Genomic DNA, 25,207 nt, shown 5'->3' with positions numbered 1-25,207 from the left:
CACTCTGCCGTAGTGGCAGGAGAACCTGCCGCTACAGGGAATCCCGGGCGGTTTGGAAGTTATCCCGCGCGGCAGGCTCCGCGCTTTCCCGGCGAATCATCCGGCGCATCTTCCATTCGAAAGCCAGGGTCAGGCTGATGGCGGCACACGCCAGCCCCGATGCCAGGCCCCACCACACACCAGTCGCGCCCCAGCCCAGGGTGAATGCCATCAGCCAGGCCGCCGGCGCACCGATCAGCCAATAGCAGCCCAGGCCCACGAGGAAGGTGGTCTTGGCGTCCTTGAGCCCGCGAATCGCGCCCATGGCGATGGTCTGCGTGCCATCGAACAGCTCGAACCAGGCCGCGACCGCCAGCAGGCTGACCGCGAGGTTGATCACGTCGCGAAAGGCTGGGTCGTTATGGTCGAGGAACAGCCCGATCAACTGGTTCGGCAGCAGCCAGAAGACCATGGCGAAACCCAGCATGGCCGCGCCGCCAAAGGCGATCCCGACCCGGCCGGCCATGCGCGCGTGCAACAGCTGCCCGGCGCCGTAGTGCTGGCCGATGCGCATGGTGATCGCGTAGGAGATCCCGGCCGGCACCATGAAGGCCACGGAAACGATCTGCAGGGCGATCTGGTGCGCCGCCAGTTGGGTGCTGCCCATGGTGCCCATGCACAGCGCGGCGAAGGCGAACAGCCCGACTTCCACCGCGTAGGTGCCGCCGATGGGCAGGCCCAGGCGCCAGAGTTCCCGCAGGTAGTGGCGATTGGGCCGCGCCAGGCCCTGGCGCAGCGGGTAGGCGGCATAGGCCGGGTGGTGCTTGATGTGCCAGGCCAGCGCCAGGGCCATGCAGTTGGCGACGATCGCGGTGACCAGGCCGATCCCCACCAGGCCCAGCTTCGGCAGGCCGAACATGCCGGTGATCAAGGCGTAGTTGAGCAGGAAGTTGGCCACGGTGCCGGCCAGGCTGATGACCATCACCGGCGTGGCGCGGCCGATGGCGCTGGTGAAGCCGCGCAGGGCCATGAAGCTCAGGTAGCCGGGCAGGGCGAACGGCAGGATCAGCAGGAACTGGCCGGCGGACTGCACGTTGGTTTCGGTCTGGCCGAACAGCAGCAACACCGGCTTGAGGTTCCACAGCAGCAGGCCGGCGACCAGCGCCATCAGCCACGCCAGCCAGAGCCCGGCCTGGGTCAGGCGCGCGGCGCCTTCGATGTCGCCGGCGCCCTGGCGAATCGCGACCAGGGTGCCGACCGCTGCGATCACGCCGATGCAGAAGATCGACACGAACGAATAGGTGGCCGCGCCCAGGCCACCGCCGGCCAGGGCTTCCGGGCTGAGGCGGGCCATCATCAGGGTGTCGGTCAGCACCATCAGCATATGCGCCAACTGTGAGGCGATCAGCGGCCCGGCCAGCCGCAGGATGGCCCAGAGTTCGGTGCGTGCTGGATGCTGCATGGTCATCGGTCTCGATAGGGGGGAGGGAGTTGAGAGGGTTGATTCTCGGCGCTCTGGGCAACTTTCACAAAGGGATAAAAACGATTGGTGGCATGATTAAAACTCATGCTTGCGGATTCTGGTAAGTTGGCGCCATTGCGCCTGTGGAGTGCTGCCATGCCCCGTCGTCTTCCGCCCCTGTATGCCTTGCGCGCCTTTGAAGCCGCGGCGCGATACAGCTCGTTCACCCGCGCGGCCGAAGAGCTGTCGATCACCCAGAGTGCGGTCAGCCGGCATATCCGCACCCTGGAAGACCACTTCGCCTGCCGGCTGTTCCAGCGCAGCGGGCGCAACCTGCAACTGACCGAAGCCGCGCGCCTGCTGCTGCCAGGCATCCGCGAAGGCTTCACCGCCCTCGAGCGCGCCTGCGATACCTTGCGCGCCGAAGACGGCATTCTGCGCATGAAGGCGCCCTCGACCCTGACCATGCGCTGGCTGCTGGCGCGCCTGAGCCGGTTCCGCCATCTGCAACCGGGCAACGAAGTGCAACTGACCAGCGCCTGGATGGACGTCGATTCGGTGGACTTCAACCAGGAGCCCTTCGACTGCGCGGTGCTGCTGAGCAACGGCCACTTTCCGCCGGACTGGGAGGCCAGCTACCTGTTTCCGGAACTGCTGATCCCGGTGGGCGCGCCGAACCTGCTCAACGACCAGCCGTGGGATGTAGCGCGGCTGGCGGCCACCGAGCTGCTGCACCCGACCCCGGATCGCCGCGACTGGCGCAACTGGCTGGAGCGCATGGGCCTGTCCGAGCAGGTTTCGCTCAAGGGCGGACAGGTGTTCGACACCCTGGAACTGGGCATGATCGCCGCGGCCCGCGGCTACGGGGTTTCCATGGGCGACCTGCTGATGGTGGCCGAGGATGTGGCCCAGGGACGCCTGAGCCTGCCCTGGCCGACGGCGGTGGCCAGTGGCGAGAATTACTACCTGGTCTGGCCCAAGACCCGGCCTGGAGGTGAACGTTTGCGCCGCCTCAGCGACTTTCTCCAGAACGAGGTCCGCGCCATGCAATTGCCCGACGTAGAGCGTCTCGGCTGAAACGATGAAGGCCCCGTGACCAGGGGCCTGCGCGATACCCGTCCAGCGCGCTCAAGTATTGATCGGCGCCGCCGAATCCTTGGAAGTGGAGCCTTCGCTCTGAAAGGTTCCGACACCTCATTCTTATTAGAACCATTGCCGAGCGTGTGACGCGATCAGGACGATCCGGTCTCTCGGCCAGGAGCTGTCATGCCTCAACCTCGTGCCCGGATCGCCTCGCAGCTTGGTCTCGCACTCGCCGTGGTACTGGCGATCGTGATCAGCGGCAGTACTGTCTTCGCCCTGCGCTCGCTGGACGCCGCCAACCTCGCCACCCGGGAAGAACACCTGGCCAGTGAGGCACGGCTACTGGCCGACCAGCTCAATACTTTCCACGGCACCCTGCGCGAAAGTACCCAGCGCCTGAGCGGGCTGTTCGAAAAGCGTTTCAGCGGCGGCCTGAGCCTGCACCCGGACCAGCCGGTGACCGTGGCCGGTACCCAGACCCCGGGCCTGCACCTGGGTGATGTTGTGCTGAACAACAATTTCGAGGAGGTCGACGAGTTCAAGCAGATGACCGCCGGCGTGGCGACGGTGTTCGTGCGCAGCGGCGACGACTTCATCCGCGTCAGCACCTCGCTGAGCAAGCAGGACGGCAGCCGCGCCATCGGCACCCTGCTGGACCATGGGCACCCGGCTTACCAGAAACTCATGGCGGGGCAGAGCTATGTCGGCCGTGCGCTGCTCTTCGAGCGCCTGTACATGACCCAATACACGCCGGTGCGGGACAGCGCCGGCGAGGTGATTGCGGTGCTGTTCGTCGGCTTCGACTACACCGACGCGCAGAACGCCCAGTTCGACAACCTCAAGCGCTTCCGCATCGGCCAGACCGGTTCCCTGGCGTTGCTCGACGAACAGCAAAAGTGGCTGGTGCCGCCGGCCGGCGTGCAGGCCCTGGAACCGGCGGGGGCGACCATCGCTGAACTGGCCAGGCAGCCGGGCAAGGGCAACTTCTGGAGCGACAAGAACGAGGACTTCTACAGTGTCGCCGTCCCTTTCGAAGGCGGGCCCTGGTCGGTGGTGGCGAGCATGCCGAAGGCCGAAATCCGTGCGGTGACCTGGAGCGTCGGTCTGCGGCTGGTCATCGGCAGCCTGTTGGCAATGCTGCTGGCGGTGGGCGCCACGGTCTGGCTGCTGCGCAGCAAGCTTGCGCCCCTGGGCGACCTGGTGCGCCAGGCCGATGCCTTGGGTAAAGGCGACCTGAGTGCGCGCCTGAATATCTCCAGTCAGGATGAGATCGGCCAGTTGGCAGGCAGCTTCAACCAGATGGGCCAGGCCCTGTCGACCATGGTCGAGCACATCCGCAAGGCCGCCGCGGAGGTCAATGGCCGGGCCCAGGCGTTGTCCGGGTTGTCGGGCGGGGCGTACGAGGGCATGGAACAGCAGTCGGGCGAGATCAGCAGCATGGCCGGGGCGGTGGAGGAGTTCAGCGCCACCTCGCTGAATATCGCCGACAACATGGGCAACACCGAGCGCCTGGCCCAGGAAAATGCCCAGCAGACCCGGATCGGCCGCACCTCGATGGAGGAAGCCTCGGCGTCGCTGGAGCAGATCGCCGGCGCCTTGAACAGCACGGCCACGGTGATCAATACCCTGGGCCAGCGCTCCGAGGAAATCGGCGGCATCGTTGGGGTGATCACCGCGATTGCCGACCAGACCAACCTGCTGGCGCTGAACGCCGCCATTGAGGCCGCGCGCGCCGGCGAGCAAGGCCGCGGCTTTGCCGTGGTCGCCGACGAGGTACGCAACCTGGCCTCGCGCACCCGCGAAGCCACCGACGAAATCTCGGGGATGATCAACAGCATCCAGCAGGAAACCGGCAACGCCATCGCCACCATGGAGCAGGGCAATGTGCTGATGCAGGAAGGCCTGTCACGCAACGCCAATGTCGCCTCAGCCCTGGCGCGCATCGACGAACAGAGCCGCTCGGCCGGCCAGCAGTTCGCCGCGATCACCACCGCGACCCAGGAGCAGAGCAGCACGGCGACCCTGCTCAGCAGCAACCTTCAGAGCATTGCCCTGGCCAACAGCGAACAGCGCGAAGTGGTGTCGAACCTGGCGATCACCGCCAAGGAGCTGGAGAAGCTGGCGGCGGACTTGCGCCAGGAGGTCGACCGCTTCCGTTGATAGCGGTTGCGTGGCCGTTGGCCACGGCTGGGGAGGCAGATTGCAAATGCGCGGGGCTGGGCTAAACCATAGGGGCGATTTCCCTACAGGATGCCTTCCCGGCAGGAGCTGACATGTCCCGTCTCACTGGTTTTGCCCTCCGTACCGCCGTGCTGCCCCTGGCACTGGCCAGCCAGATGGCGTCCAGCCAGGAGGCCGTGGGATTCATTTCCCCGGCGTCCTGGTACACCGCCTTCAACGCTATCGCCCAGGTGGCATGCCATAACTGCTACGAAAAACAGTACGCCGGCACCTTCACCAGTGTGCTCGATAGCGTGCGCACCCTGGAGCTGGACTTCTGGGACCAACGCGATGCGGTCACCGGAGGTTCGCCCCGCCACTGGTTCGTGCGGCACAACCCCGGCAGCCTGTTCCAGTCCGGCAATGACAACAATTGCACCGGCGACGGCAACGGCACCAACGATCTCGAAGCCTGCCTCAACGACATCAAGCTCTGGAGCGACAGCCATCCCGGGCACTTCCCGATTACCCTGATCCTCGACAAGAAGCAGGGCTGGTCGAAGGAAAGCTCCGGGCGTACGCCGAAAGACTTCGATGACCTGGTCAGCCGGATTTTCCAGGGCAAGCTCTACACCCCGGGCGACCTGGCCCAGCATCTGGGTGTCAGCAGCAGTGCCTTGCAGGGCTCGCTCAAGGGCAAGTCCTGGCCGACCGCCAGCCAACTGCAGGGCAAGGTGCTGCTGGTGCTCAACCACTCGGAGAACCAGAAGCTCTCGCAATACGCCGAGGCCCGCACCACCAGCGCCAAGGTGTTCATTTCCCCGGTCACCAACGGCCAGAACGATGTCAGTGGCGAGGTCAGCGGCATGTCGAGGACGTCGTCCGGCTACGTGGCCATGAACAACATGGGCAAGGGCGACAAGCAGTGGGCCGCGCAAGCCTTTGTCTACAGCCACATCGGTCGGGTGTGGGGTGATGACGGCGTGTCATTCACCCAGCACATCACCGAGAAGGTCAATCTGTCGGCGTATTACAAATTCGCCGAGGCCAAGGATGGCAACGGCTATCGCATCCGACCGTTCTGAGGTTTCAGCGGGGCTCGGCCGGTTCGGCGAGCCCCGGGTCCACCCGCTTGCCGATATCCCGCAGGCGCGCCAGTTGGTCGACCATGGTCGGCGCTTCATCCAGGCTGCTGACAAAGGTCCACAGGTAGGTCATCACCGCGTACACATGCCCGGCCTTGACCCCCTCGGTCAGGGCCAGCTGGCTGATGGCGATCACGAACAGCAGCGCGGCCGCCGAGCCAAGCAGCAGATAGGCCGCCGCCTCGCGGTCCGACAGCCAGATCCGCAGCCGCGACAGTACCCGGTAGTGCCGTTGCAGGGACGTGGCGCCGACCTTGGCCACCAGGCCGATTTCCTTTTCCAGCCGGTCGTTCAGGCGCTCATGCAGCTCCTGATTGCGCCGGGCGAAGCGCGGCAGCAGGGTGACGCACAGCAGCAAGGCCACCAGGCAGGCCAGGCCGACCCAGGGTTCGATCACCAGCAGCATCACCGCCGCGCCGACAATCGAGACCAGCGCGGTGGCGATGGTCGGAACGTGTTTCTCGAAGAAGTCGACGAACTCCCGGGCCAGCACCACCCGCGCCGCGGCGGTGGAGGTGCTCTGGTTCTGCAGGCGCTGGTTGAGGATCACCGGCACCGCGAGGTCGGCGTAGATCCGCGTGAAGGTGCGGGTATCCACCGCCCGCCGCGCGGCCCCGACCACCCAGAATGCCAGCACCACCAGGGCATAGACCAACGCGCTGCCGGCGTCGCCGCGAATGATCGAGTCCACGGCGAACCCGGCAAACAATGGGTAGGCCAGCAGCAACGCGTTCTCCAGCGCCACCAGCGACAAGGTGCAGAACAGCTTGCCGGGGTAGGCGCGGGCGATGGCTTTCAGGGTCTGGCTGGCGGATTGCTGGCCGATTTTCTTGCTTTCATCGATCAGGATTTGTGGGGTAACGGCTGGCATGAGTGCACCGGAGGGAAGATAAGCGCTATTATTGAGCGACTGCTCAATAGTATTTGAGCGATCGCTCAAAACGCAAGCGCCGTCCATCTACCGGCGCCCAGAGGTAATGCCCGCATGTCCCGTACCGACCGCAAAGACCAGATCATCGCCGCTGCCCTGGAGCTGTTCCACAGCAAGGGTTTCGCCGATGTTTCCACCCGCGACCTGGCGGACCACGCCGGCTTGTCCCGCAGCCACATCTATCACTACTTCAGCGACTGGAAGGAGCTGCGCCGCGAAGCCTTCCTGAGCTTTGCCAACGAGCAGCTTGACGAAGTGCGCGGCTCCCTGGGTGATGCGCCGCCGCTACAGGCCCTGCAGGAGTTCCTGCGTTATTGCCTGCCGGACTCTGCCGACGACGGCTGGGCGCTATGGCTGGATGCCTGGGATGAAGCCATGCATGACAGTGCCATGGCCGAGACCTACCTGGCGGTGAACATGCAGTGGCAGGCCTTGCTCGGCGGCATCATCGAGGCCGGGGTGCAGGCGCAGGTGTTCCATTGCGCGTCGTCCGCTCGCGCGGCCCGGCAGATCTTCGCCCAGACCATGGGGTATGGCGACGACCTGCTGCTGCAACCTTCGGCCGAGGCCGCCGCAGCGGCACTGGATGAGGTGCTGGAAGTGGCGGGGCTATTGCTGAAGATTCGCTGAGTCCCTGAGTGGCGTTGTCCCGGCGTAGGTACGGAAATTAAGTTGCTGAAACGATTCATCAGCGCTATAAAAATCCCACAAATCCAATAAAGGCACACGCCCATGACTCCGCTCCGACTGCTGGTCGCTCTTTCCGCGTTCACCGCTGCTTCCCACGCCATGGCCTGGGACTATGTCCTGCTCGATACCGACAAGGCCGCCCAGGATTTCCATATCACCAGCGCGCAGCTGGGAGTAAAAACCGCCAAGCCTTTTTCCGTGACCCTGCGCACCCTGCATGGCGGGCGGCAGGAGGGGGTGAGCATCGTCGATATCGACAACGGTGCGATGAAGCTCTCGGTAGTGCCGACCCGCGGAATGAATGTGCTGCAGGCCTCCGTCGGCAAGGTGCGCATGGGCTGGGACTCGCCGGTCAAGGAAGTGGTCAACCCGGCGTTCATCGAGCTCAACGGTCGCGGCGGCCTGGGCTGGCTGGAAGGTTTCAACGAACTGGTGACCCGCTGCGGCTATGAGTGGGTCGGGCATCCGGGGATGGATAACGGTGAGCTGCTGACCCTCCACGGTCGCGCGGCGAACATCCCGGCGAACAAGGTCACCCTGCATATCGACGAGAAGCCGCCGTACGCCATCAGTCTGCGCGGCGAGCTCAAGGAACAGGCGTTCAAGAAGGTCGATTTCTCGGTGGCCACCGAGCTGGTGACCGAGCCGGGCAGCGTCAGTTTCGCCCTCAACGACACCCTGACCAACAACGGCGACTATCCGAAGGAATACCAGGCGCTGTATCACAGCAACTTCAGCACGCCGTTCCTCGAAGAGGGGGCGAAGTTCGCCGCTGCGGTGAAGCAGGTGTCGCCGTTCAATGACAAGGCCAAGGCCGACCTTGCCGATTGGCAGACCTACCGCGGCCCGACCCGGGATTACGACGAGACCGTCTACAACGTGGTGCCGTACGCCGATGCCCAGGGCGACACCCTGACGGTGCTGCACAACAAGGCCGGCAGCCTCGGTGTGGCGGTGGGCTTCAATACCCGGCAGTTGCCGGTGTTCTCCCTGTGGAAAAACACCGATACCCAGGGCCAGGGCTACGTGACCGGCCTGGAGCCGGGCACCAGTTTCTCCTACAACCGTCGCTACCAGCGCCCGCTGGGCCTGGTGCCGACCATCGAGGCCGGGCAGAGCAAGCAATTCCAGATCCGCTACAGCCTGCTGGCCGACAAGGCGGCTGTGGATAAGTCCCTGGCCGAGATCAGCCAGATCCAGAACGGTCGGCAGACCGAAGTACGGCCGACGCCACTGGTGGACCTGAGCAAGGAGTGATTCTTCTCAACTCGCGGCCGGCCGGTATTGCAGCGCTTCGGCCAGGTGCTCGCGGCTGATCTGCTCGGCCTGCTCGAGGTCGGCCAGGGTACGGGCGACCTTGAGCAGGCGGTGGGCGGCGCGCAGGGACAGGGTCAGGCGTTCGCAGGCGGTTTCCAGCCAGCGCTCGTCGGTTGTGGATAACTGGCAATGTCGGCGCAGGCCCGGCAGGTCGAGAAAAGCATTGGCGCAACCCTGGCGCCGTTGTTGCCGCTCCCTGGCGCGGGCCACCAGGGCCGCGGCTTGCGCGGTGTTATCCCCAGCCTGGGGCTTGGGGTTGAGGGCGGTGCTTTCCCGGGCCACGGTCAGGTGCAGGTCGATGCGGTCGAGCAGCGGCCCCGAGAGTTTGTTGCGATAACGCTGGATCTGCTCCGGGGTGCAGCGGCAGCGGCCACTGGGCTCGCCAAGATATCCACAGGGGCAAGGGTTCATCGCCGCCACCAGCTGGAAACGCGCCGGAAAATGCACCCGGTCGCGAGCCCGGGCGATGACGATCTGCCCAGACTCCAGCGGCTCGCGCAGCACCTCCAATACCTTGCGATCGAATTCCGGCAACTCATCGAGAAACAGCACACCGTGGTGGGCCAGGGTAATTTCCCCGGGTTGTGGTTTCGGGCCTCCGCCCACCAGGGCTGGCCCTGACGCAGAGTGGTGCGGCTGGCGAAACGGCCGCTGCGGCCAATGGCTCAGCGGAGTGTGGCTGGTGACCGACTGGATGGCGGCCACTTCCAGGGCTTCCTGCTCCTCCAGCGGCGGCAACAGGCCGGGCAGGCGGCTGGCCAGCAAGGTCTTGCCGGTGCCCGGCGGACCACTGAACAGCAGGTTGTGCGCGCCGGCCGCGGCTACCAGCAGCGCGCGTTTGGCGGCCAGCTGGCCCTGTACTTCATTCAGGTCGGGGTAGGGCCGGTTCTGGTAGAGCAGGCCATCCGAAACATAGGGTTCGATCGGTGTATGGCCGTTGAAATGCGCAACGGCTTGCAGCAAGTGCTCGACCGCGATCACCTTCAGTCCCGACGCCAGGCAGGCTTCCTCGGCATTCGCGCGCGGCACCATCAGCGTACGTCCGGCCTGGCGCGCGGCCAGGGCTGCCGGCAGCACACCGCGCACCGGACGAACCGCGCCGGAAAGCGCCAGCTCGCCCAGGCATTCGACTTCCTCCAGGGCCAGGGTCGGCACCTGCACGCTGGCGGCGAGAATGCCCAGGGCAATGGCCAAATCGAAGCGCCCGCCGTCCTTGGGCAGGTCAGCCGGGGCGAGGTTGAGGGTGATGCGCCGGGCCGGAAAATCGAAGCCGGCATTGAGAATGGCGCTGCGCACCCGGTCCTTGCTTTCCTTGACCGCCGCTTCGGGCAGGCCCACCAGGGTCAGGGCCGGCAGGCCGTTGGCCAGATGGACTTCGACCGACACAGCCGGCGCTTGCACGCCGGTCTGGGCACGACTGTGGACAATGGCCAGAGACATGACTCGTTCCTTGAGGCTGGGAAACCGCGTCCTGCGGTTGTGCAAGCCTAGCCCCGGCCGGAGCATCATCGCGCCGGAAAATCGGCTCAGGATGTTGCGGCGGGTGGCTCAGCCGCGCCAGTCGTGGGACCAGCCTGGTTGGGCGATGCGCTGTTCGTACAGGGCGATGTCCGACTGATTGTCGACTTCCACCCAGCCGCCGCGAATGGCCACGGTGGCGATGGCGGTGCCGGCCTGGAGCAGGGCGCGCAGCAGGCTGGTCATGTCCAGTTTGTCGATCTGCTGTTCGCTCATGCCGGCCAGCAGCGCCTGGACCTGGCTCCAGCCTGCGGGGGTGAATTTCAGCAGGCCCATGTACTGGCCTTCGATTTCCTCGTGGCTAGTGACCCTTTCACCGATATCCAGCAGTTGGCCGGCCTGTTGGCGGAAGCTTTCGGCATCGCTGAGGGGGTCGTCGAAGCGTGTCGACCACAAGTCCCACCAGTCGAGGTCGTAGGTGATGCTCAGGGGCGCCTGGGAGGCCATCAGGTCACGGACGATGTCCGGGCGATAGACGATGTCGCCGTAGCACACCAGGGTCGGTTCGCTGGATAGCAGGGCGTCGGCGCGTATCAGGCTGCGCACCATGTTGCTGCTGGCCCAATGCGGGTTGTACAGCTGGCTCTGGCCGTAGCCTTCAAGGGCTTCGCTGCAATAGCCGCTGACCAGATGCACCTCGTCGACCCCGGCGTTTTCCAGGGCTTGCAGCTGCCATTCGAGCAGCGGCTTGCCTGCCAGGCAGGCCAGGGGCTTGGGTTGCGCGGCGGTCAGGTGTTTCAGGCGGGAGCCGCGGCCGGCGGCGAGAATTACGGCTTTCATGTCAGGTCACTCAAAGAGCCATTGGCACAGTTGTCGATCGGCTTCGTCCAGCGCTGCTTCGCGCTCGGGATGCCACATGATGCCGGCCACCTTGAGGTGGGTATGCACCAGGGCCTCGCAAGTCCCGGCAGCGTCCACGGCCCAGGGGCGCAGGGCGGCGGGCAACGGGTCGAGCAACTGTTTGCCGTGGAAGGAATTGACCGAGCGCGAAGCGGCCTGGCCCTGTAGCCAGGGCAGCTCGGCGGCGGCCAGCACGTTGATGAGGTGGCGTTGCGCGACGTGCACGTCGTGATCGGCATCGGCCAGCCGGCCGCCGAAAAAGCTGTGGATCAGTTGCAACCCGCGGCAGACCCCCAGCACCGGCAGTCGCTCGGCCACGCAGTGGGCCAGCAGCGCCTGTTCGCTCTGATCGCGCAACGGGTCGCTGCCGAGATCGTCGCCGCCGCTGAAGATCACGCCTTGCACGCCCTGGGCCCGGGCATAGGCCACGGTGTCTTCGCCCAGGTTGGGCAGCAGCAGCCATTGGTGGCCGCAGCCGAGCTCGGCGAAAAAGCGGTACCAGTCCCTGGCCAGGCCATCGCGCGGTTCGTGGTAGGCCTGCGGGTTGCAGGTTCTCAGGGTGATGCCGAGACGTTTCATGGCTGCACCGGGTTCAGGGTCTTGTCGCGACAATTGAGGGCGATGCGCGGGCTGCGCAGGATCCGCTTGAACAGCTGTTCGCCGCAGCCGATGGCCGCCGGAATACCGAACTCGGCGCAGCGGATGGCCATGTGCGAGTTGGCCCCGCCGTACTGGGTGACCAGCCCGGCGATACCACGGGTGAAGACCCAGTCGTAGCCGGGGTCGGCATTTTCGATGCAGACGATCTTGCCCTTGAGCGGCGCCGAGGCCGGGGTGTCCTGGCGCAGTTCCATGCCGATGGCTTCGACATTCTGCCGGGTGATGAAGTTGGGCAGGCTGCGATGCAGCGGCGCGACGAACACATCGTCGACCGCGCTGATCAGGTGCCCGAGCTTCAGCGAGATGCCCTGTTCATAGCTGCGCCGCGCCTGGCTGGCCGACTCCAGCAGGACCCGGTCGGTGTCGTCCATCAGTGGCGCAGTGAGACTGTCGAGCAGCGGGTGGATATCGAGAAAGGACAGGTCTTCCCTGGCCAGGCCGACGTCGGCGCCCCAGCTCACCAGCAATTGCAGGGCATCGGACAGGTCCCGGGTGAACACCAGCTTGGCGTATTCCCGGGCCTGGATGGCCTGGCTGGCGTAGTCCAGCAGGTGTTCGGTCGACAGCGGCCAGCCCTGCTCGTCGATCAGCCGTTGCAGGGCCTGGCGTTCTTCGGGTTGCAGCTGGAATGCCGTCTGCGGGCTCTCGCCGTGACCCAGTTCGACGGTCGCGGCAGCGAACAGGTCGTGGCGCTCGTCGTAGCGCAGTGAGGTGATGTCGTAGGTGCCGGGGCGCAGATGGCCGAACTTGGCGACGAACGCCGGCAGGGTACGGGCGTTGGCGCAGACCTGGGCGTATTCGCGCGTCAATTCGGTGGTGACGGTGTGGATCGACTGCTTCCAGGCCAGCAGGCGCTCGTTGCTCAGGGCGCCCCGGCGGCAGGCCGAGCGCAACAGGGCTTCGGCGATGAACGCGTGCCGGGCGAGCATGGCGAACGGCAGCGTGCCTTGCTCGCGACAGTCCAGCAGCAGGCGGTGGATGCTGTCGAGGTCGGCTGGCAGGACGTCGAGGCGCCGGCTTTGCTGCTGGCGCTCGTGGGCGCGTACCCGATCGAGCAAGGGCGGCAGCGCGCCGGCTCCCTCACCGCTCAGTGCCCGCAGCGTCAGTTGGTCGAGGGCCGTGCGATAGGCCCGTTGTTCGACGGCGCTGAGGCTGTCGCCATAACGCTCGGCGAAGTCGGCGTCGAAGGTGAAGTCCAGGCAAGTCTGGACGACTTCGAACTCGACCTTGTCGTGCCATTGCGGGTGGGACTGCAGGCGCTGCAGCCAGGCGTTGACCAGGCGAGTGCACAACCCCGGTTCCAGGCCCGCCGGCAGGAATGAGTTGAAGCTGCAGCGCACGTCGATATACGGGTGATGGCCGAGCATCACCATCAGGGCCTGGTGTCGCGGGTGGTGGTAACCCATCAGGGCGCGGGCTTCGCGCCAGGTCGAATCCGTCACCAGGCGCCGATACAGTGAGGCCGCCAGCGGGCGCGGGGTGGTGCCGATGATTTCCGCGGGGTTCCAGTCGGGCATCACCCCCAGCAGGGTGCTGTCGCCATACAGACCGGCCTGGGGCGCCAGGCGTTTGCCCAGGAAGCGCTGGATGTGCTCCAGCTGGCGCGCCACCCGTCGCTCAGTGACCGGGTGCCAAGTGTTACACAGGGTGATGCGCCGCACCTGCAACACATACACCTGCTGGTGGCGGTCGACGGCGAACTCGATGTCCAGCGGCACGTTACCGCAGAGCGTTTCCAGCTCCCGGCAGGCATCGATCACCGCCTGCAGGCGTGGGGAGCGTAGCTGGGCGCTCTCGGTGTCGCGGTAGACCAGCACGGTTTTCTGGATACCCTGGCCGCCGGTGATGGTATCGGTCAGGCCGCTCTCGTCGTCGTAGTTCACCACGTAATAAGGGGCGCCATGCTCCAGGTCGTGGGTCATCACCACGCCGCTCATCTGGATCGAGGTCAGCATCGGCTGGATCAGGATCTGGTTGTCCTCGCAACGGTGTTCGGCAAAGGACGCGATCACCTGTTCGATGGCCGCGTTTAGGGCCCGTGGATCCGTGGCGCTGACGTTCAGGCAACTGGTGAACAGGCCGGCCATGGAACTGTTGACGCTGTCTTCGTTCTGCGCGCTGCTGCGCACGATCACGAAAAAGCCGTCAGGCTCCAGTCGGGCAATGTTCTGCAGCACTTCAGCCGGATCGTCCAGCCACTGCCGGGCGGTGAAAAAGTACAGCGGCAGGATCTGCGAACGGGTGACCCGCGGCTGCAGGCGCTCCAGGGTTTCGGACTTGGTCCCGAAACGAACGATATTTTCGGCGACCGGGTTCATGGCGCGTCCTTGTGCTTGTCCACCGCCAGCAGGGCCAGGTGTTTGAGCAACGGGTGAATGATGAAGTAAGGCGGCTTTTCGGCTTCGGCCGGCAGGGGCCGCAGGGCTCGCTCGCCTTCGCGTCGCCAGTGGCCGAGGACTTCCACCAGCAGGTCGGCGCGGATCGCATTGTCATACAGGTAGTCGACATCCATGCCTGGCGGGGGCAGGGGATAGGCCTTGCGCGCCAGCACCGGGCCGGTGTCGATCTGCTCGTCGAGCAGCAGGGCGCTGGCGGCGCATTCACGCTGCTCGATGATCTGGTAGTACAGGGTGGTACTGCCGCGATAGTCCGGCAGCCAGCCGGAGTGGATATGCAGCACCGGGTAGCGACTCAGCAGGGCCGCCGGCACCAGTTGCCCGCCGTAGCCGGAGTAGACGACCAGGTCCGGCGCCTGGCGGGTGATGAGCGTGAGCAGTTGCGGATCGTCGAGAGCCTGGGCCGGGGACACCTCGTGGGGCCAGTCCAGGGCCGCCAGGCAGGTGTCGAGGTCCTGGCTCAGGTCCGGGCAGAACAGCCCCGCCAGTGACTGCACCTGTAACTCGCGGGTGGTTTGCAACGGGCCGCCGCCCTGGCCGTAGACAATTACCGCTTCAGGTTCGATCCCGGCCGCCGCCAAGCCTTGCAAGTAGGCGACCGAGCGCGCGGTGCGGGCGCAGAGGATCAGCAGGCGGGCGCGACTCATAGGCCGGCCTCCCGGGCGACTGTGGCCAGCAGCTGTTGTTCCTGGGTCAGCAGCCAGGCCAGGTAGGCGCCCTGGTCCGGGGCGAGGCGGCCCTGCTGCGACACCAGGGTATCCGTCAGCTTGAGCAGGCCGCTGAGGTAGTAGGCCGCGCCGCTCGCCTGCCAGCCGTGCAGCATGCACTCGGCCAGCAACAGGTAAGGCTGTGTGGACCCATAGCTGCTATGGGGCAGCGGACGGTGCGGAGCCACGGCTTCATAGCCGGCATACAGGCGTTTGCTCACTTCGAATTTTTTCAACAGGAGCGGCAGCCAGTAGCTCGCCAGCGGGCCGGAGACGCCAGCGCCCGCGCGCATTTCCAGGCACAGGTGGCTCAGCAGCGCCGTGCTGTCCCCGGCGTGCGCCAGGCCTTGCGGATGCAGCGCAGGCAAGGCCGGTGCCGGCAGGTGGGCGCATGCGCTCAGGCGCGAGGTGCGCCAGGCGTCGACGAAGGCTTCACCCTGGAAGCTGCTGTAGCGGTAGGTCTGCGGGGTTTCCAGCAGGTCCCCGTCGCTGTAGGCGTAGTTCAGCATGATGGTGGATACCCACAAAGCTGGCGAATGCGTTCCACATAGCCCGGGATGTCGTCGGGCTCGTGACGGTTATGCAGCACCAGGTCCGGGCGTTGCGGCGGCGGATACTCGATATCCACGCCCACCACGTTGCTCTGTTCGCCCCTCAGGGCGGACTGGTAAAGCCCCTTGTTGTCACGGCTGATCAGGGTGCTCAGCGGCACATCGACGAACACTTCACGGTAGCTGGAGAAACGCTGGCGGTTGTCGTCGCTGATGTCCTGGAACATCGACAGGATGCAGCAGACCACATCGATGCCCTGGCTATCGAGCCAGCCGCACAGGGCCTGGATCCGCTCGGCGTTGACCCGGCGTCCGGCGACGCTGTAGGCGTCCGCCCGCTGGTCATGGCGGAACAGCGCGCGAATCTCGTCGCCGTCGACGAACACGGTCTGTGGCCGTTGCGCTTTCAGGCTGGCATACAGGGCCCGGCCAATCGTGGTTTTGCCCGCGCCCGACATGCCGACCAGCCAGATCACCATGCTTTCACCCCTGCTTGAGTATGTTTTCGATGTTGCGCAGCGCCAGTACCGCCAGCTCCGCCGAGAAACCATAGCTGGGGGCGAAGTAATGGCGACGCAGGCGCTGACGGACCGCGGCCTGCCGTTGCCAGAGGTTCTCGTCCCCCAGCAGGTCGGGCAGTTGCCAGCGCGCCTCGGGGTCGAGGTTGACGATGTCGTTGCGCAGCAGCACATCGGGCGATTCCTCGCCGGTCAGTGCGTCCTGCTCGGCGTCCGGGACGTTCAACAGCAGCAGGTTCTTGTCCAGGTACAGGGCGCCGAACGCGGTTCCGCCGTAGTCCGAAACCACATAGTCGGCGCAACGGAACAGGCTGAGGTTGTCGTAGACGCGGGTAATCACCGCGGTGAACGGGTATTGCTCGAGCAGTTTCAGCGCTTCGGGATCGGCCTCGACCGACAGCGGGTGGGTCTTCACGATGACGTTGTAGCGATCGCACAACCCGGCCATGGCGTCGGCGAAGCGGCTGATCGACGACAGCTCCATCCAGGTCGGCAGCCACAGCACGGTCTTTTTCGTCGGGTCCAGGCCCAGGTCCGCCGGATGCTGGCCTTGCAGCGAGGTTTCGCGGAAGTAGGCGTCGTAGCGCGGGTAGCCCATCTGGAAGGTCACGGCGTCGCAGCATTCGCGCAGGCGCTCGGCCTGCCAGGGGCCGAAGCACAGGATCAGGTCGTAATGCCGGTTCCAGCTGGAGAAGTTGTGTTTGTACTTGCCCAGGGCGTACATGAAGCGCACCTGCCGATGGCCCAGCGCCTTGATCATCGGCTGCGAGCCGTGGTCGTACATGCTGTGGTTGGAGACCACCACGTCATAGCGGTGATTGGCTTTGATCACATCCAGGCTGCCGTGACAGCTGTAGCCCAGGCCGCCAATCAGTTCGCGGCTTTGCGCGCGCTCTTCATGGGTGCCGTGCAGGACCACATCGAAAGCATCGGCCCCCAACAGGCTCCAGACCGCCTGATAGTGATTGAGCATCTCGGCGGTATGAACGAAGAAGGCCAAGCGGCTGAAGGGTTTTGGCGCGGTCATAGGGCTACCTGGTGCACAACAAAAATAAGTCGAGGCAAGCGTTGGCGTTGCTTGGCGGTGTCGTGGGGCATGGCTCGCCCCGAGGGTGGCCAGGATCGCAAACGCTGGACATGTTATCGGCGAAGCAGGCGGGAAATGAACGGGCAGGGCGGAAAATCTTTGCTGGCGGGGTCCGGCTCGACCGGCGGCAGGCACTGCATGGTCGAGCCTATGCGCAGGGGCGCGGTCGAGGTGGTTATTGCTCGCTCGGGTTGAGCTTGGCTTCCAGCTCGGCGACCTTCGCCTCCAGGCTTTCCAGGCGGGCCCGGGTGCGGGCCAGGACGACCATCTGGCTGTCGAATTCTTCCCGGCTGACCAGGTCCAGTTTGCTGAAGCCGCTTTGCAGCAGGGCCTTGAACTGGCTTTCGATTTCGGCGCGGGGCAGTGGGGTATCGCCGCTGAACAGGCGGGCGGCATGGCCGCTCAGGGCATCGAGGAGGTCTTTGGGCGCGAGCATGGGAAGTGTCCTGAAAACAATGGCGGGCAGTGTATCACGCACTGTCTATAGTCAATCGGCAGGCGGGGATGCACGCTTTTCGCGCATCGCGCCGGGCAGTGGCGCACTGTTGTTGTGCGTATCCGTGGCGATGATGGCGAAGTGGTTTCTGTCGTGGCGGCCAAGGGACTGAAATCAGTGGGTTTTCGCGAGATGGCAAGGTTTCTGCTTAGTCCCCGATGACCCATGCACTGATGCAGTCGCTGTGACGAATGCAGTGCGGCAGGCGGAGCGGGGAAGTGTTTCGTCAGGAGCGGTTAGCTGGCGTCGGTCTGGTCGAGGAAGGCCGACGATGCGTTACAAAGCCAGGCACTGCGCTTAGACTTGAGTCGGGTTTGTTTTCCTGGGGCAAGTCCACCAATTCGGGAGAAAGTTTCATGAAGCTAGTCACTGCCATCATCAAGCCGTTCAAGTTGGACGACGTGCGCGAGTCGCTGTCCGAGATCGGCGTGCAGGGCATTACCGTTACTGAGGTCAAAGGCTTCGGCCGGCAGAAGGGGCACACCGAGCTGTATCGCGGCGCGGAGTACGTAGTCGACTTCCTGCCCAAGGTGAAGATCGACGTCGCCATCGATGACAAGGATCTTGATCGGGTCATCGAGGCGATAACCAAGGCCGCCAACACCGGCAAGATCGGTGACGGCAAGATCTTCGTGGTCAATCTGGAACAGGCTATTCGCATCCGTACCGGCGAAACCGATACCGACGCCATCTAAGCCGCCCCAAACCCAACGCCCCAGGAGAAAACAATATGACTCTGCGTAAAATCGCAGGGCTAGGAGCCCTGTTGTCCCTCGTAATGCCTGGCCTGGCCATGGCGGCGGACGAAGTGGCAGCCCCAGTCCTCAACTCCGGCGACACCGCCTGGATGCTGACCTCGACCGCCCTGGTGCTGTTCATGACCATTCCCGGCCTGGCGCTGTTCTACGGCGGCATGGTGCGTTCGAAAAACATTCTTTCCGTGATGATGCAGTGCTTCGCCATTACCGGTCTGATCAGCATCCTGTGGGTCATTTATGGCTACAGCATTGCGTTCGACACCACCGGCATGGAGCAGGGCGTCGTCAACTTCAACTCCTTCGTCGGCGGCCTGGGCAAGGCCTTCCTGGCCGGCGTCACCCCGGCGAGCCTGACCGGCCCGGCGGCGCTGTTCCCCGAGGCGGTGTTCATCACCTTCCAGATGACCTTCGCCATCATCACCCCGGCGCTGATCGTCGGTGCCTTCGCCGAGCGGATGAAGTTCTCCGCCATGCTGATCTTCATGGCCATCTGGTTCACCCTGGTCTACGCGCCGATCGCGCACATGGTCTGGTCCGGCAACGGCGGCCTGATGTGGGACTGGGGCGTGCTGGACTTCGCCGGCGGCACCGTGGTGCATATCAACGCCGGTATCGCCGGCCTGGTGGCCTGCCTGGTGCTGGGCAAGCGTAAAGGCTTCCCGACCACCCCGATGGCGCCGCACAACCTGGGTTACACCCTGATGGGCGCGGCCATGCTGTGGATCGGCTGGTTCGGCTTCAACGCCGGTTCCGCCGCCGCCGCCAACGGCACCGCCGGCATGGCGATGCTGGTAACCCAGATTGCCACCGCCGCTGCGGCGCTGGGCTGGATGTTCGCCGAATGGCTGACCCACGGTAAGCCAAGCGCCCTGGGCATCGCCTCGGGTGTGGTTGCCGGCCTGGTGGCGATCACGCCTGCCGCTGGCACCGTAGGCCCGATGGGCGCCCTGGTGATTGGCCTGGCAGCGGGCGTGGTGTGCTTCTTCTGCGCCACCACCCTGAAACGCAAGCTGGGCTACGACGACTCCCTGGACGCCTTCGGCGTGCACGGTATCGGCGGTATCCTCGGCGCGATCCTCACCGGCGTGTTCGCCGCGCCATCGCTGGGCGGCTTCGGCACCGTGACCGACATCGCCGCGCAGGTGTGGATCCAGTGCAAAGGCGTGGGCTTCACGGTGATCTACACCGCGATCGTGACCTTCATCATCCTCAAGGTGCTGGATGTGGTCATCGGGCTGCGTGTCACCGAGGAAGAAGAGTCGGTCGGCCTCGACCTGGCGCAACACAACGAGCGCGGTTACAACCTGTAATCCCGCCAGAAAAAATGCCCGGCTTGCCGGGCATTTTTTTGTCTGCGTTTTGTCATTGAGAGACGGCTGAAAGGTTTTTTCCAGAGCGTGTCAGCCAGTTTGATGACTGCTTTTTTTTCGGGTCAATGACTTACAGCATTGGAGGAATATTCGGCACTTTGTTTTTTCCCAGAGCGCGCTAGAATGCGCGCCGAATGTGCGGAGAACTGTATGTGGCAACAGACTCTGATTACCCTGCGGGCAAGGCCCCGGGGCTTTCATCTGGTAACGGACGAGTTGCTCGCCGGCCTGCCTGAACTGAAGGCATGTCGGGTCGGTCTGTTGCATTTGTGGCTGCAGCATACCTCGGCCTCGTTGACCATCAACGAGAATGCCGACCCTGCGGTTCGTCGTGACTTCGAGCGTTTCTTCAACTCCCTGGTGCCTCAAGGCATGGCCGGGTATGAACATGACGACGAAGGGCCCGATGATCTGCCGGCGCACTTCAAGGCCAGTTTGCTAGGCTGTCAATTGAGCTTGCCGGTATCGGCGGGTCGCTTGGCGTTAGGCAGCTGGCAAGGCGTTTATCTGGGCGAGCATCGCGATCATGGCGGTGCCCGCAAAGTCCTTGCCACCTTGCACGGTGATAAGGCATAAGCCGCTGGTTATCAGTGGATGTTGATTTTTTTCCAGCAGCCTTCGACAGTCGGCTCAGCTGGGCTATAACTAATCTGCTTTTCGCAAGTCATGAGGTAGAACATGAGCGACGATGATCTGGAAAACGACGACCTCGAAGTAGGCGACGAAGACGAAACCGAAGAAGGTCTTGAAGCGGCCGCCGACGATGTGGCGGAAGACGATGGCAGTGATGTTCCTGCCCCGACCGCCAAAGGCAAGGCCAAGGCTGCCGTCTCGGTAGACGAGCTGCCGAGTGTCGAAGCCAAGAACAAAGAGCGTGATGCACTGGCGCGCGCCATGGAGGAGTTCCTGGCCCGTGGCGGTAAAGTGCAGGAAGTCGAGGCCAATGTGGTTGCCGATCCGCCCAAGAAGCCTGATAACAAGTACGGTAGCCGGCCTATCTGAGCGCCTGCCACTTGCTTGCTGAAAAAGCCCGCCGTCGCTGCGGGCTTTTTCATGGGCGCTTGTTGGCGAGAGTGCGGTGTTGCAGTGATTGCGACAGCGTCCGATCAGGCACCGTTGTGCCAGCGCGCCAGCAGTTTCGGCAGCTCGGTCAGGCTGCGGATTTCCGCATCCGGCAACCGATCCGCCTCCCAGGCCTTGCCGGCCGGGTTGAACCAGATGGCCCGCAAGCCGGCTTGCTGGGCCCCGGCGATGTCGTCGCCCGGGTGGTCGCCGATGTGCACGGCGGTGTCCGGTGTCGCCTCGCCCCGTTGCAGGGCTTCGTGAAACAACCGTGAATCGGGCTTGGCGATGCCGATGTCTTCGGCGCACAGGGCGAACTTGAAGTAATCCGCCAGCCCCAGGCGGCGCACGTCGGCGTTGCCATTGGTGACCACGCCCAGCGCGAAGTGGTTGGCCAGCGCTTCCAGGGTCGGCTGCACCTCGGGAAAGATATCCAGCTGGTGCCGCGCATGCAGGAACACTTCAAAACTCTGGTCGGCCAGGGCATTGGCCTGGCCCTGGTCGTAGCCGGCTTCCTCCAGTGCATGAAACAGCACCCGTCGGCGCAGCGCGCTGATGCGGTACTTGAGCCCGGGCTCGTGGTTCAGCACCCGCTCACGGATGGTCCAGAGATGCTCCACCGGTACGCCGCCCAGTTGCGGAGCGTGGTCGGTCAGCCACTGGCGCAGCACGGCTTCGGCGCTGACGATCACGGGCGCGGTATCCCACAGCGTGTCGTCGAGGTCGAAGGTGATCAGCTTGATCGTCATTACTCACCGCCTTTGTTGCGTTTGGCCCGTGGGTGGGCGCTGTCGTAGACCGCTGCCAGGTGCTGGAAGTCCAGATGGGTATAGATCTGGGTGGTCTTGATATCCGAGTGCCCCAGCAGTTCCTGTACCGCGCGCAGGTCCTGGGAGGATTCCAGCATGTGGCTGGCGAAGGAGTGTCGCAGCATATGCGGATGCAGGTTCTGTCCCAGCTCGCGCTCGCCGGCGGCCTTGACCCGCAGCTGGATCGCCCGGGGGCCCAGGCGCCGGCCCTGCTGGCTGACGAACACCGCGTCGTCCGGCGGATTGCTCAGCGCCCGCAGCGGTAGCCACAGCTGCAGCGCCTCGCGGGCCTTCTTGCCAATCGGCAGGACCCGGGTCTTGCTGCCTTTGCCGTGCACCTGCACCAGGCCATCGGCCAGGTCCAGTTGTTCGAGGTCGAGGCTGGTCAGCTCCGACAGGCGCAGCCCGGAGGAATAGAACAGCTCGAGAATCGCCTGGTCGCGGTGCGCGAGGAAATCATCCTCCACCGCGCCATCGAGCAATTGCAGCGCGCGATCGGTGTCCAGGGTCTTGGGCAGGCGGCGCTCGCCCTTGGGCGGCGCCAGGCCGTTGGCCGGGTCGTGATTGCACAGGCCTTCGCGGTTCAGGTAGTGATACAGGCCGCGCACGGCGGAGAGCAGGCGCGCCAGGCTGCGAGAGGATTGGCCCTGCTGGTGCAGGCGCGCAATCATGCTGCGCAGGCCCTGGATGTCCAGGTCGGACCAGCTGCAAACCTGCTGCTTGGCGCAGAAGGCCAGCACTTTTTCCAGATCGCGGCGGTAGGCTTGCAGCGTATGGGGCGACACTTGGCGCTCACTGCGCAGGTGCTCGCAGTAGGCGTCCAGTTGTCGTTCCATGGTCAGCGAACCGAGCGTAGCGAGTGAGTGAAGCGCGGCAGCACGCGGCCCATGACTTCGGCGATATAGCTGAGGAACAGCGTCCCCACCGAGCTTTTGTAGTGCTGCGGGTCGCGGCTGGCGATGGCCAGCACGCCGTGAATGCCCTGATGGGCGATGGCGACCACGGCGCTCGAGCCGATCTGCTGGCGCTGTTCTTCGCCGAACAGGAAGTCCAGCTCATGCTCGCGCAGGCTGCCGCTGATGCTCTTGCCTTCGGTCAGCAAGCCACCGATGGCGGTCTGGGCCTCGGCCGCGGTGACCCAGCGGCCCACTGGCATGGCACTGTCGCTGAACAGGATCAAGCCCACGAAAGGCACCTGGAAGTCCTGGCGCAAGCTGTCTTCGACGCTCATCACCACGTCTTCCAGGCTGTTGGCATCCATCAGCGCGAGAATCAGGCGTCGGGTCTTCTCGAAGAGCCGGTCGTTGTCCCGGGCCACGTCCATCAACTGCGAAAGCCGGTGGCGCATCTCGATGTTGCGCTCGCGCAGGATCTTCATCTGCCGCTCCACCAGCGAGATGGTGTCACCGCGCTGATGGGGAATGCGCAACGCCGGGAGCAGTTCTTCATGCTCGACGAAGAAGTCCGGATGCGCCTCCAGGTACGCGGCGATCGCCGCCGCCTCGAGGTTTTCGGCAGGAGATTCGTCGGGCTGTTCGGCTGGAACCTGAGGCTGATCAGTCATGGTTTTCGCTCATTCAAAGACGCACCTGTCCTTCGTATACGCGCACTGCCGGGCCGGTCATCTTCACCGGTTGGCCAGGGCCTGCCCATTCGATGGACAGGCGCCCGCCCGGCAGGTCGATCAATAGCGGCGAATCCATCCACCCCTGGCTGATCGCGGCCACTGCGGCGGCGCAGGCGCCGGTACCGCAGGCCTGGGTTTCCCCGGCGCCACGTTCCCAGACCCGCAGCTGCGCGCGCTGACGGTCGATGACCTGGATGAAGCCGACATTGACCCGGGCCGGGAAGCGCGGGTGATGTTCGATCTTCGGTCCCAGCTCATGCACCGGCGCGCTGTTGATGTCGTTGACCCGCAGCACCGCATGGGGGTTGCCCATGGACACCGCGGCCAATTCGACGGTCTGGCCATCGACTTCGACCTGGTAACTCAGAGCCTGGGCCGGTGCCACGAACGGAATCTGCTCGGGCACCAGGCGCGGCGCGCCCATGTCGACGCTGATCTGACCGTCGTTGCGCACATCCAGTTCGATGATGCCGCTTTTGGTCTCGACACGGATCTGGCGCTTGGTGGTCAGGCGCTTGTCCAGCACGAAACGGGCGAAACAGCGCGCACCGTTGCCGCATTGCTCCACTTCGGAGCCGTCGGAATTGAAGATCCGGTAGCGGAAATCCACATCCGGGTTGCTCGGCGCCTCGACGATCAGCAACTGGTCGAAACCGACTCCGGTGTTGCGATCGCCCCATTGCTTGGCATGTTTGGGCAGGATGTGCGCGTGCTGGCTGACCAGGTCGAGGACCATGAAGTCATTGCCCAGGCCGTGCATCTTGGTAAAACGCAGCAGCATGGTTTTACTCCGGCAGCAGGCTTTCGCCAGCAAACAACTCGGCTACCGTCTCGCGGCGACGCACTTCAACAGCCTGTTCACCATCGACCAGCACTTCAGCAGCGCGACCGCGGGTGTTGTAGTTGGAGCTCATGACGAAACCGTAGGCACCGGCCGAATGCACGGCGAGCAGGTCGCCCTCTTCCAGCGCCAGCTGACGTTCCTTGGCCAGGAAGTCGCCGGTTTCGCAGATCGGGCCGACGATGTCGTAGGTACGTGCCTGGCCATCGCGCGGGCGCACGGCGCTGACGTCCATCCAGGCCTGGTACAGGGCCGGGCGGATCAGGTCGTTCATGGCAGCGTCGACGATGGCGAAGTCCTTGTGTTCGGTGTGCTTGAGGTACTCGACCCGGGTCAGCAGTACCCCGGCGTTGGCGACGATGAAACGGCCGGGTTCGAAGACCAGTTCCAGGTCGCGGCCGTCGAGGCGTTCGCGCACGGCCTTGACGTAGTCGGCGGCCAGCGGTGGCTCTTCATCGCGATAACGCACGCCCAGGCCGCCACCGAGGTCGATGTGGCGCAGGTAGATGCCGCACTCGCCCAGGCGGTCGACCAGGTCCAGCAGACGGTCGAGGGCATCGATGAAGGGGGCCAGGGTGGTCAGTTGCGAGCCGATATGGCAATCGACGCCGACCACTTCCAGGTTCGGCAGCTGTGCCGCGCGGATGTACACGTCTTCGGCATCGGCGATGGCGATACCGAACTTGTTTTCCTTCAGGCCGGTGGAAATGTACGGGTGGGTGCCAGCATCGACATCCGGGTTGACCCGCAGTGAAACCGGCGCGCGAACCTTGAGTTCGGCGGCGACCTGTTGCAGGCGTTCCAGCTCGTCGCTGGACTCGACGTTGAAGCAGTGCACACCGACTTCCAGGGCGCGACGCATGTCGTCACGGGTCTTGCCGACACCGGAGAAGACAATCTTGTCGGCCGCGCCGCCAGCGGCCAGGACGCGTTCCAGCTCGCCCCGGGAGACGATGTCGAAACCGGCGCCCAGACGCGCCAGGACATTCAGTACACCCAGGTTGGAGTTGGCCTTTACCGCGAAGCAGACCAGGTGCGGCATGCCGGCGAGGGCATCGGCGTACGCGCGGTACTGCGCTTCGATATGCGCTCGGGAATAGACGTAGGTCGGCGTGCCAAAGCGCTCGGCAATGGCGGACAACGCTACACCTTCCGCGAACAGCTGCCCGTCGCGGTAGTTAAAAGCGTCCATGGGGTTCC

The 25,207-nt window shown here is 64.7% G+C and carries 25 protein-coding genes; 9 read left to right on the top strand and 16 right to left on the bottom strand.

From position 1 onward, the window contains the following. Positions 1 to 31: 31 nt before the first annotated feature. Positions 32 to 1,441 (bottom strand): NorM family multidrug efflux MATE transporter, encoded by a 1,410-nt coding sequence (locus CXQ81_RS01030; RefSeq protein WP_178081038.1) that lies wholly within the window; start codon positions 1,439 to 1,441, stop codon positions 32 to 34. Between the two features lie 156 nt (positions 1,442 to 1,597). Between CXQ81_RS01030 and CXQ81_RS01025 the strand changes: the two genes are divergently transcribed. The 3 genes from CXQ81_RS01025 to CXQ81_RS01015 all read left to right on the top strand — a co-directional run bounded on the left by CXQ81_RS01025 (position 1,598) and on the right by CXQ81_RS01015 (position 5,769). Beyond that, on the top strand, positions 1,598 to 2,518 hold the full coding sequence (locus tag CXQ81_RS01025) for a LysR substrate-binding domain-containing protein (protein ID WP_007926627.1): 921 nt from the start codon (positions 1,598 to 1,600) through the stop codon (positions 2,516 to 2,518). A 189-nt stretch (positions 2,519 to 2,707) separates the two neighbouring features. Beyond that, positions 2,708 to 4,684: a methyl-accepting chemotaxis protein gene (locus CXQ81_RS01020; RefSeq protein ID WP_101336265.1), complete on the top strand. Its 1,977-nt coding sequence runs from the start codon at positions 2,708 to 2,710 to the stop codon at positions 4,682 to 4,684. Positions 4,685 to 4,797: 113 nt separating this feature from the next. Continuing rightward, a complete protein-coding gene (locus CXQ81_RS01015; RefSeq protein ID WP_101336264.1) occupies positions 4,798 to 5,769 on the top strand; it encodes a Ca2+-dependent phosphoinositide-specific phospholipase C in 972 nt (323 codons plus the stop codon). Between the two features lie 4 nt (positions 5,770 to 5,773). Here CXQ81_RS01015 and CXQ81_RS01010 read toward each other — a convergent pair whose 3' ends face one another. Next, positions 5,774 to 6,700, bottom strand: a complete 927-nt coding sequence (locus CXQ81_RS01010; RefSeq protein ID WP_007926634.1) for an ABC transporter six-transmembrane domain-containing protein — start codon at positions 6,698 to 6,700, stop codon at positions 5,774 to 5,776. Between the two features lie 114 nt (positions 6,701 to 6,814). Between CXQ81_RS01010 and CXQ81_RS01005 the strand changes: the two genes are divergently transcribed. Both CXQ81_RS01005 and CXQ81_RS01000 read left to right on the top strand, forming a co-directional pair. Continuing rightward, positions 6,815 to 7,390, top strand: a complete 576-nt coding sequence (locus tag CXQ81_RS01005; protein WP_007926636.1) for a TetR/AcrR family transcriptional regulator — start codon at positions 6,815 to 6,817, stop codon at positions 7,388 to 7,390. A gap of 102 nt (positions 7,391 to 7,492) precedes the next feature. Further along, positions 7,493 to 8,707, top strand: a complete 1,215-nt coding sequence (locus CXQ81_RS01000; RefSeq protein WP_101336263.1) for an aldose 1-epimerase family protein — start codon at positions 7,493 to 7,495, stop codon at positions 8,705 to 8,707. A gap of 6 nt (positions 8,708 to 8,713) precedes the next feature. Here the strand turns inward: CXQ81_RS01000 and CXQ81_RS00995 are convergent, their stop codons facing one another. The 9 genes from CXQ81_RS00995 to CXQ81_RS00955 form a co-directional block, all read right to left on the bottom strand. Beyond that, positions 8,714 to 10,207, bottom strand: coding sequence for a YifB family Mg chelatase-like AAA ATPase (locus CXQ81_RS00995; protein WP_101336262.1), 1,494 nt, complete (start codon positions 10,205 to 10,207; stop codon positions 8,714 to 8,716). Between the two features lie 108 nt (positions 10,208 to 10,315). Further along, on the bottom strand, positions 10,316 to 11,065 hold the full coding sequence (locus tag CXQ81_RS00990) for a phosphocholine cytidylyltransferase family protein (RefSeq protein ID WP_101336261.1): 750 nt from the start codon (positions 11,063 to 11,065) through the stop codon (positions 10,316 to 10,318). 6 nt (positions 11,066 to 11,071) lie between these two features. Further along, positions 11,072 to 11,704: a gamma-glutamyl-gamma-aminobutyrate hydrolase family protein gene (locus tag CXQ81_RS00985; protein ID WP_101336260.1), complete on the bottom strand. Its 633-nt coding sequence runs from the start codon at positions 11,702 to 11,704 to the stop codon at positions 11,072 to 11,074. Next, positions 11,701 to 14,103: a PEP/pyruvate-binding domain-containing protein gene (locus CXQ81_RS00980; protein WP_101336259.1), complete on the bottom strand. Its 2,403-nt coding sequence runs from the start codon at positions 14,101 to 14,103 to the stop codon at positions 11,701 to 11,703. The genes CXQ81_RS00985 and CXQ81_RS00980 overlap by 4 nt, the downstream gene beginning before the upstream one ends. Continuing rightward, on the bottom strand, positions 14,100 to 14,828 hold the full coding sequence (locus CXQ81_RS00975) for a formyltransferase family protein (protein ID WP_101336258.1): 729 nt from the start codon (positions 14,826 to 14,828) through the stop codon (positions 14,100 to 14,102). Before CXQ81_RS00975 ends, CXQ81_RS00980 begins: the two co-directional genes overlap by 4 nt. Further along, positions 14,825 to 15,397, bottom strand: a complete 573-nt coding sequence (locus tag CXQ81_RS00970) for a hypothetical protein (RefSeq protein ID WP_101336257.1) — start codon at positions 15,395 to 15,397, stop codon at positions 14,825 to 14,827. The genes CXQ81_RS00975 and CXQ81_RS00970 overlap by 4 nt, the downstream gene beginning before the upstream one ends. Beyond that, positions 15,391 to 15,918, bottom strand: coding sequence for an adenylyl-sulfate kinase (locus CXQ81_RS00965; protein WP_101336256.1), 528 nt, complete (start codon positions 15,916 to 15,918; stop codon positions 15,391 to 15,393). The genes CXQ81_RS00970 and CXQ81_RS00965 overlap by 7 nt, the downstream gene beginning before the upstream one ends. A gap of 4 nt (positions 15,919 to 15,922) precedes the next feature. Beyond that, positions 15,923 to 16,984 (bottom strand): CDP-glycerol glycerophosphotransferase family protein, encoded by a 1,062-nt coding sequence (locus CXQ81_RS00960; protein ID WP_007926647.1) that lies wholly within the window; start codon positions 16,982 to 16,984, stop codon positions 15,923 to 15,925. 235 nt (positions 16,985 to 17,219) lie between these two features. Next, entirely contained in the window at positions 17,220 to 17,480 is a 261-nt protein-coding gene (locus tag CXQ81_RS00955; protein ID WP_007926648.1) for an accessory factor UbiK family protein, read from the bottom strand. Positions 17,481 to 17,896: 416 nt separating this feature from the next. On the opposite strand from CXQ81_RS00955, the gene glnK reads away from it, so the two are divergent. The 4 genes from glnK (at position 17,897) to sutA (ending at position 20,670) form a co-directional block, all read left to right on the top strand. Continuing rightward, positions 17,897 to 18,235: a P-II family nitrogen regulator gene (gene glnK, locus CXQ81_RS00950; protein ID WP_002555808.1), complete on the top strand. Its 339-nt coding sequence runs from the start codon at positions 17,897 to 17,899 to the stop codon at positions 18,233 to 18,235. Between the two features lie 35 nt (positions 18,236 to 18,270). Next, the gene (locus CXQ81_RS00945; protein ID WP_007926649.1) at positions 18,271 to 19,608 is read left to right on the top strand and encodes an ammonium transporter; all 1,338 of its coding nucleotides are present in this window, start codon (positions 18,271 to 18,273) and stop codon (positions 19,606 to 19,608) included. A 210-nt stretch (positions 19,609 to 19,818) separates the two neighbouring features. Further along, positions 19,819 to 20,244 (top strand): secondary thiamine-phosphate synthase enzyme YjbQ, encoded by a 426-nt coding sequence (locus CXQ81_RS00940; RefSeq protein ID WP_007926650.1) that lies wholly within the window; start codon positions 19,819 to 19,821, stop codon positions 20,242 to 20,244. Between the two features lie 102 nt (positions 20,245 to 20,346). After that, a complete protein-coding gene (gene sutA, locus CXQ81_RS00935; RefSeq protein WP_007926654.1) occupies positions 20,347 to 20,670 on the top strand; it encodes a transcriptional regulator SutA in 324 nt (107 codons plus the stop codon). A gap of 104 nt (positions 20,671 to 20,774) precedes the next feature. Here sutA and CXQ81_RS00930 read toward each other — a convergent pair whose 3' ends face one another. The 5 genes from CXQ81_RS00930 to lysA are packed head-to-tail and all read right to left on the bottom strand — an operon-like array spanning position 20,775 to position 25,199. Continuing rightward, on the bottom strand, positions 20,775 to 21,479 hold the full coding sequence (locus CXQ81_RS00930) for an HAD family hydrolase (RefSeq protein WP_007926656.1): 705 nt from the start codon (positions 21,477 to 21,479) through the stop codon (positions 20,775 to 20,777). Further along, positions 21,479 to 22,375: a tyrosine recombinase XerC gene (gene xerC, locus CXQ81_RS00925; protein ID WP_007926657.1), complete on the bottom strand. Its 897-nt coding sequence runs from the start codon at positions 22,373 to 22,375 to the stop codon at positions 21,479 to 21,481. Before xerC ends, CXQ81_RS00930 begins: the two co-directional genes overlap by 1 nt. Positions 22,376 to 22,377: 2 nt before the next feature. Then, entirely contained in the window at positions 22,378 to 23,103 is a 726-nt protein-coding gene (locus CXQ81_RS00920; protein WP_007926658.1) for a DUF484 family protein, read from the bottom strand. A 13-nt stretch (positions 23,104 to 23,116) separates the two neighbouring features. Continuing rightward, positions 23,117 to 23,947, bottom strand: coding sequence for a diaminopimelate epimerase (gene dapF, locus CXQ81_RS00915; protein ID WP_007926659.1), 831 nt, complete (start codon positions 23,945 to 23,947; stop codon positions 23,117 to 23,119). 4 nt (positions 23,948 to 23,951) lie between these two features. Then, entirely contained in the window at positions 23,952 to 25,199 is a 1,248-nt protein-coding gene (lysA, locus tag CXQ81_RS00910; RefSeq protein WP_007926666.1) for a diaminopimelate decarboxylase, read from the bottom strand. Positions 25,200 to 25,207 lie beyond the last annotated feature (8 nt).

The sequence above is a fragment of the Pseudomonas sp. 09C 129 genome (genome assembly GCF_002843625.1).
Lineage (GTDB): Bacteria > Pseudomonadota > Gammaproteobacteria > Pseudomonadales > Pseudomonadaceae > Aquipseudomonas > Aquipseudomonas chlororaphis.
Note: the sequence above shows the minus strand (reverse complement) of the source record. Positions and strands in the feature narration are given on the sequence as shown.

Excerpts from the sequence above, each read along its gene's own strand:
- CXQ81_RS00965 (WP_101336256.1), bottom strand. The coding sequence starts at position 15,918 with ATGGTGATCTGGCTGGTCGGCATGTCGGGCGCGGGCAAAACCACGATT.
- CXQ81_RS00990 (WP_101336261.1), bottom strand. The coding sequence starts at position 11,065 with ATGAAAGCCGTAATTCTCGCCGCCGGCCGCGGCTCCCGCCTGAAACAC.
- dapF (WP_007926659.1), bottom strand. The coding sequence starts at position 23,947 with ATGCTGCTGCGTTTTACCAAGATGCACGGCCTGGGCAATGACTTCATG.
- CXQ81_RS00985 (WP_101336260.1), bottom strand. The coding sequence starts at position 11,704 with ATGAAACGTCTCGGCATCACCCTGAGAACCTGCAACCCGCAGGCCTAC.
- CXQ81_RS00980 (WP_101336259.1), bottom strand. The coding sequence starts at position 14,103 with ATGAACCCGGTCGCCGAAAATATCGTTCGTTTCGGGACCAAGTCCGAA.
- CXQ81_RS00940 (WP_007926650.1), top strand. The coding sequence starts at position 19,819 with ATGTGGCAACAGACTCTGATTACCCTGCGGGCAAGGCCCCGGGGCTTT.
- xerC (WP_007926657.1), bottom strand. The coding sequence starts at position 22,375 with ATGGAACGACAACTGGACGCCTACTGCGAGCACCTGCGCAGTGAGCGC.
- CXQ81_RS01025 (WP_007926627.1), top strand. The coding sequence starts at position 1,598 with ATGCCCCGTCGTCTTCCGCCCCTGTATGCCTTGCGCGCCTTTGAAGCC.
- CXQ81_RS00955 (WP_007926648.1), bottom strand. The coding sequence starts at position 17,480 with ATGCTCGCGCCCAAAGACCTCCTCGATGCCCTGAGCGGCCATGCCGCC.
- CXQ81_RS00995 (WP_101336262.1), bottom strand. The coding sequence starts at position 10,207 with ATGTCTCTGGCCATTGTCCACAGTCGTGCCCAGACCGGCGTGCAAGCG.
- CXQ81_RS00920 (WP_007926658.1), bottom strand. The coding sequence starts at position 23,103 with ATGACTGATCAGCCTCAGGTTCCAGCCGAACAGCCCGACGAATCTCCT.
- CXQ81_RS01010 (WP_007926634.1), bottom strand. The coding sequence starts at position 6,700 with ATGCCAGCCGTTACCCCACAAATCCTGATCGATGAAAGCAAGAAAATC.
- CXQ81_RS01015 (WP_101336264.1), top strand. The coding sequence starts at position 4,798 with ATGTCCCGTCTCACTGGTTTTGCCCTCCGTACCGCCGTGCTGCCCCTG.
- CXQ81_RS00945 (WP_007926649.1), top strand. The coding sequence starts at position 18,271 with ATGACTCTGCGTAAAATCGCAGGGCTAGGAGCCCTGTTGTCCCTCGTA.
- CXQ81_RS00975 (WP_101336258.1), bottom strand. The coding sequence starts at position 14,828 with ATGAGTCGCGCCCGCCTGCTGATCCTCTGCGCCCGCACCGCGCGCTCG.
- CXQ81_RS01020 (WP_101336265.1), top strand. The coding sequence starts at position 2,708 with ATGCCTCAACCTCGTGCCCGGATCGCCTCGCAGCTTGGTCTCGCACTC.
- CXQ81_RS01005 (WP_007926636.1), top strand. The coding sequence starts at position 6,815 with ATGTCCCGTACCGACCGCAAAGACCAGATCATCGCCGCTGCCCTGGAG.
- glnK (WP_002555808.1), top strand. The coding sequence starts at position 17,897 with ATGAAGCTAGTCACTGCCATCATCAAGCCGTTCAAGTTGGACGACGTG.
- CXQ81_RS00930 (WP_007926656.1), bottom strand. The coding sequence starts at position 21,479 with ATGACGATCAAGCTGATCACCTTCGACCTCGACGACACGCTGTGGGAT.
- CXQ81_RS00960 (WP_007926647.1), bottom strand. The coding sequence starts at position 16,984 with ATGACCGCGCCAAAACCCTTCAGCCGCTTGGCCTTCTTCGTTCATACC.
- sutA (WP_007926654.1), top strand. The coding sequence starts at position 20,347 with ATGAGCGACGATGATCTGGAAAACGACGACCTCGAAGTAGGCGACGAA.
- CXQ81_RS01030 (WP_178081038.1), bottom strand. The coding sequence starts at position 1,441 with ATGCAGCATCCAGCACGCACCGAACTCTGGGCCATCCTGCGGCTGGCC.
- CXQ81_RS00970 (WP_101336257.1), bottom strand. The coding sequence starts at position 15,397 with ATGCTGAACTACGCCTACAGCGACGGGGACCTGCTGGAAACCCCGCAG.
- lysA (WP_007926666.1), bottom strand. The coding sequence starts at position 25,199 with ATGGACGCTTTTAACTACCGCGACGGGCAGCTGTTCGCGGAAGGTGTA.
- CXQ81_RS01000 (WP_101336263.1), top strand. The coding sequence starts at position 7,493 with ATGACTCCGCTCCGACTGCTGGTCGCTCTTTCCGCGTTCACCGCTGCT.